The following is a 4,790-nucleotide window of genomic DNA, read 5'->3' as shown; positions in this document are numbered from 1 at the left end:
GACCGGGGCAAGAAGGTGCGGGCGCTTGTCCGCCCGAGTTCGGACGCGGGCAAACTCGAGGCCAAGGGCGTCGAGATAGCCCGCGGCGACATGCTCGACCTCGATTCGCTCGTCGCCGCGATGACCGGCGCCGCCGCTGTGATCACGACGGCGGCCGGGTACACCGGGAAGAACAAGAACGCCCACGAGATCGACACGCGTGGCAACGCCAATCTCGCCATCGCCGCCAGCAAAACCGGGGTGCCGCGCTTCGTGCTCACCAGCATCCTCACGAGTGACCAGACACCCGGTGTGCCGCATTTCTGGCACAAGAAGCTCGCCGAGGACAAGCTCGAAGAACTCAACGTCCCGTTCGTCGCGCTGCGCCCCGGAGCATTTTTCGACCAGATTGCCCGGCTCGGCGGTGACCCGTTCGAGAAGGGCCGCATCATCTGGCTCGGCTCAAAGAGCGTCCCCCTGACGCTCGTTCTGACCAGCGACCTCGCAACCTACCTCGCCGAAGCCGTCGACGCCGACATCGCCGACGGCGAACGCATCGAAATCGGTTGGACGCGCCCCATCAGCATGCGGGAAGGCGCTGAACTGGCGTCGCGGCTGGCGAACAAGAAAATTAGGGTGCTCTCCCTTCCCACCGGACTGCTCCTCAGGATAGGCAAGATTTCGGGAAAGTCCGGCTCGCGCATGAGCGACATGGGAGCCATGGCGGCGTGGTTCGAAACCGGCCGCTACGTGGCCAACACGAGCCGCCAGGCAGAACTCTTCGGCCCCGCGCCAACTCCGGAAGACGCGGTCGCGCGCTTCGCTGCGCGGTTGGGCCACGGACGAGCGCAGTCCTAGTGGGTGCGGCGGTGTCCAGATTAACGGGCGGTCCCGCCGGGTCACACGTGCCGCCGCCACATGCCGGTCAAAGGCCCGTGGCTCCGGGGACGCAATCGGCGTAGCCTGCGCTTAGGCGCGCACTTCGCGCACCCGCGCGTCGGCACGAAACGGGCGATGCCATGAAGAAATACGGCACTGATCATAATCCGCGGCCGGCGGCTTCGGCCGGGTCTGGGCGCCCGGCATCAGACCGTGCACCGCTTCGCCTCGCCGCCACCCTGGCGTTTGCCGGCTTCGCGCTGTCCGTGGTCGCCGGGCTGCTCCATGCCGATACGGCCAGCGCAAATGACCACCCGGCGACGTTCGCGGAGTACGCCCGCAGCGGTATTTGGACGGCGGTCCACCTCGGCCAGTTCGCCGGCATGGCGCTTCTCATCTCCGGGCTGCTGGTCCTGCTGGTGGTCTTGAAAGCACCGGACGGGGCCATGGCCTGGACGGCCCGCTTCGGCGCTGTCGCTGCGGTCGCCGCGCTGGCACTTTACGCCGCCCTCCAAGCCGTCGACGGCGTTGCCCTCAAGCACGCAGTGGACGCCTGGGTTGCGGCTCCGGAACCGGAGAAAGCTGCGCGGTTTGCGACGGCTGAGGGTATCCGTTGGCTGGAGTGGGGCATGCGCAGTTACCAGAGCTTCGTGCTGGGCGTGGCCCTGGTCCTGACCGGTGCCGTGGTTGTCGGGGCGCGCCGCGTCTCCCGGCTGATCGGCTACCTTATGGCGCTGTCCGGACTCGCCTACCTCGCGCAGGGCTGGATCGTCGGCGCCGAAGGCTTCTCTCCGGCCAACTCCATTCCTACACTCGCTGGGATTGTCCTCATCCTCGTGTGGTCCGTGTGGCTCCTGGTCAGTGCATGGTTCGGGAAGGACGCGCCCGCCCGCGACAGGTGACGCGGGCTAGCGGAACCCGACGGCGGGAGGTTCAGCCGCCGTCGTCGCCCCGTCCGTCAGAGTTCCGGGACGCAGGGTCCGGATCCTAGCAAAGCGCATAGGGGAATGACCATCCGGGAGTCGTCCCCCTTCAGGGCTTCCCGGGTCCTGCGGTGGCGTAGCCGCGCGCTGCCGCCCGGATTCGCCGGAAGGCTGCGAGCCCGCCGGAAAAGTCCGGCGACCTCGCAGGCTTCCGGCGAATTCGCGCGCCCGGGCCAGGACGGGTCAGATGGTGCGCGGAGCCTTGGCCAGGTTCTCTGTGAGCTCGGCCGCGTTCTGCCGGATTACGTAGGCCGGGCGGTCCCGTTCCGTGCGCCAGCTTTCGGCGAGCGGGCCCATGTTGACGGTGTCGAAGCCGAATTCGTCGTAGAGCCTGGTCACCAGCTCGGCCGCCTCCGGGAAATCGCTCGCCGTGGCCAGGGCCCGGCGGTTCGGGGTGCCGGCCGGCGTCCCGTCCGTGGTGATCTGGGAGTACATGATGTGGTTGAAGGCTTTGGCCACCTTCGACTGGGGAAGGTGCTCCTGCAACAGGCCGGACGTGGTGGCCTCGCCGGCATCCAGGGCCGGGATATGCCCGTCGCGTTCCCAGTAGTAATTGTTGGTGTCGAGGACGATCTTGCCGGCCAGCGGTTCCACGGGGACGTCCGGGAGGCTCCTGAGCGGCACGGTGACGACGGCGAAGTCGCCGGCTGCGGCCGCCTCGGCCGGCGTTGCGGCCCGGGCCCTGGGCCCCAGTTCCGCGACGAGCTCCGCCAGGGTTTCCGGCCCGCGCGAGTTGCTGATCACGACGTCGTAGCCGAGCTCCACGGCCTTGCGGGCGATCTGGCCGCCAATGTGTCCTGCACCGATGATTCCGATTGTTGTCATGCCGGAGAAACACCCGGGCGAGCGAAGATATTTCGCCGGTTAAGGACTGTGTGCGCCGGGGACCGTCAGGACACCGGTCGGGGCAGACGAGTCCAAGTCGCCGGAAGCCTCCCCGCTCGCCGGAAAGTTCCGGCGAGCCCGCAGAGTTCCGGCGAATTCGCTCGTAGAGAGGCTAGCGCGTAGGGAGGCTAGGCCGTGGGGCCCGGTTCGTCGTCGGTGTCCGGGCCTTCTGCCGCGTCCTGGGAATGGGCGCGGTCGTCGAAGGGTTCAGCCGTTGCATCACCTTCGACCGGGGTCTCGCTGTGGTGGCGCTCCGGCGTCTGTGAGTCGTCGCTCATGTCCGCTCCTTAGCTGCTCCTGCGGTGGAATGCTGGCTATTTGAACATCTAGCGCCCGCGGCGAGAGGGCTGTCAAGAGCCCCTGGATCCTGGGGATTCAGACGGGCGTCCGGCCGCCGGGAAGGCTGGAATCCCGTTTGATTACCTTGCGGGGGCGCAGGGCATAGTCGCGGGACCGCTTGCTGGAGAGCGCCAGAAGCAACAGGATGTCCAGGGTCAGGCCGGGGAGATTGGACTTCAGGGTGATGTCCGGGCCGCCGTACAAAACATCGACGGCCTGGAAGCAGATGGCGGCCGTGCTCAGCGCCATGGCCACCGTCCGGGCCCAGTTTCGGCCGAGGAACACGAACCACGCCAGCAGGATCTCGGCCACGGCAAAGAGCAGGACAACCACCGTTGCGGCGCTGACGGCCAATTCCGCCTGGGCCTCCGTGACCGCCGGGCCGGCTACGGGCTGCACCAGTGAGCCGACGTGCGCGTCCTTGAAGAGCACCAGGGACAGGGCCAGCAGCGCGGCCGCCGCCGCGCGGGCACCGACGAAGACCGCCCCGACAATCGTGGTCGAAGGACGCCTGGCGCGGCCCTCGCCCGGGGGCGTGTCGCTCCCAAGCGAGCCCGCAGCGGTCGGCTCCGCGACGGTCTGCCTGAGATCGACGATGGGGAGATTGCCGTCGGTGGTGATGGTGTCGCCCCCGCCGTTGCGCGCGTGATAGCCGGTGGAAAAATCACGGATCACCCTGAGCCCGGCCGCGGGATCGGCCCCGGTAATGGCGCCGACCACATGGTCGCGTTCGGTGTCGGTGTTCTCATCGATCTTGTGGGTGATCTGCAGGGTAAACAGGGACAGCCCGACGCTGCGGTCATACGTGCCGGCCGCCAACCAGTCGACGGCCAGCCCGCCCGGCAGCAGCCAGCCGGGCGGGCACCGCCAGAAGCGGACGTGGTGCCGTTTGCCCGGGGTGCCGTCGACTTCCTGCTGGTAGGCAAAATCCTGCTGGCGGCCGAACAGGAACAGCGGACTGACCGGGGCCTCGAGATAGCTGCGGCGCAGGAGGGTGGAGGAGACGATCCGCCGGCTGCTGGCCAGGGTCACGTCATCGGCCCTCGTCCAGCCCGCGGACCGCATCACGCCATGGATCTGCGGTTCCGATCCAAGCAGGGCGATGTTCACGGGATCGCCCAGCAGCCCGTCGCTGGTGCGCGCCCGGCCGATGAAGTAGTCCGGAACGTAGAGCCGGGTCAGGATCCGGTGCAGACGGGGAAGCACCAGATAGGCGAGCAGGGCCCAGAAGATGAAGAGGAACCAGACCTGCGCCCAGCCCCATTCGAAGCTCAACTGCACCAGCAGCGCGGTCAGCCACACAGCCGCAACGCCGCCCACCACGAAGAACACGCTGTCCAGCACGGAGTACGGCACCGCTTCGGCGGGAGCTGTGACCTCAACCGCTGCCTTGGTCATGGCCGCCATACTACGCCCGCTATCGACGGAGGGCTGGCTCGAAAGATGAATCTTCTGGCCCCAAGGTGGAGTGCGGCCGGATGTGACCTGCCTGTGACAGCCGCCGTGGATAGGGTGACAGCATGGAACCACTACTGAAAGTTTTGCGGCATTGGGGCGCCCCCGCGGCGGCCGTTCTCTTCTTCACGCTGTGGTGCGTGGCCGAGGCCGGGCGGATGGGCCCCGGCCTCCACACCTGGGAGGGGACGTGGCCGCTGATCCTCATGACGGCAGCGATTGCCTGCGCTGCCTGGAAGCCCTACGCGTCGCTCGGATTCACGGCAGGGC

General features: G+C 67.8%; 5 protein-coding genes and 1 pseudogene. 3 read left to right on the top strand and 3 right to left on the bottom strand.

What is annotated here, in order from left to right:
* Together LQV45_RS17970 and LQV45_RS17965 are read left to right on the top strand one after the other, a co-directional pair.
* On the top strand, nt 1-837 hold an 837-nt coding region (locus LQV45_RS17970; protein ID WP_230008193.1), incomplete at its 5' end, for an SDR family oxidoreductase.
* Nucleotides 838-998: 161 nt separating this feature from the next.
* Complete coding sequence (locus tag LQV45_RS17965) at nt 999-1,760, top strand: DUF4386 domain-containing protein (protein WP_230008192.1); 762 nt, start codon at nt 999-1,001, stop codon at nt 1,758-1,760.
* Between the two features lie 264 nt (nt 1,761-2,024).
* On the opposite strand, the gene LQV45_RS17960 is transcribed toward LQV45_RS17965, so the two are convergent.
* The 3 genes from LQV45_RS17960 to LQV45_RS17950 all read right to left on the bottom strand — a co-directional run bounded on the left by LQV45_RS17960 (nt 2,025) and on the right by LQV45_RS17950 (nt 4,472).
* A complete protein-coding gene (locus LQV45_RS17960; protein ID WP_230008191.1) occupies nt 2,025-2,666 on the bottom strand; it encodes an NADPH-dependent F420 reductase in 642 nt (213 codons plus the stop codon).
* A 188-nt stretch (nt 2,667-2,854) separates the two neighbouring features.
* Entirely contained in the window at nt 2,855-3,004 is a 150-nt protein-coding gene (locus tag LQV45_RS17955; protein WP_230008190.1) for a hypothetical protein, read from the bottom strand.
* Between the two features lie 97 nt (nt 3,005-3,101).
* Nucleotides 3,102-4,472 carry an LssY C-terminal domain-containing protein gene (locus tag LQV45_RS17950; RefSeq protein ID WP_230008189.1) on the bottom strand — a complete coding sequence of 457 codons (1,371 nt, stop codon included), beginning with the start codon at nt 4,470-4,472 and terminating at the stop codon, nt 3,102-3,104.
* Nucleotides 4,473-4,585: 113 nt separating this feature from the next.
* Here LQV45_RS17950 and LQV45_RS17945 point away from each other — a divergent pair.
* Nucleotides 4,586-4,790, top strand: a pseudogene (locus LQV45_RS17945) (hypothetical protein); the annotation flags it as partial.

The sequence above is a fragment of the Microbacterium sp. Bi128 genome (genome assembly GCF_918698205.1).
The sequence above is the reverse complement of the archived record's forward strand: the minus strand, read 5'-3'. Positions and strand labels throughout refer to the sequence as shown.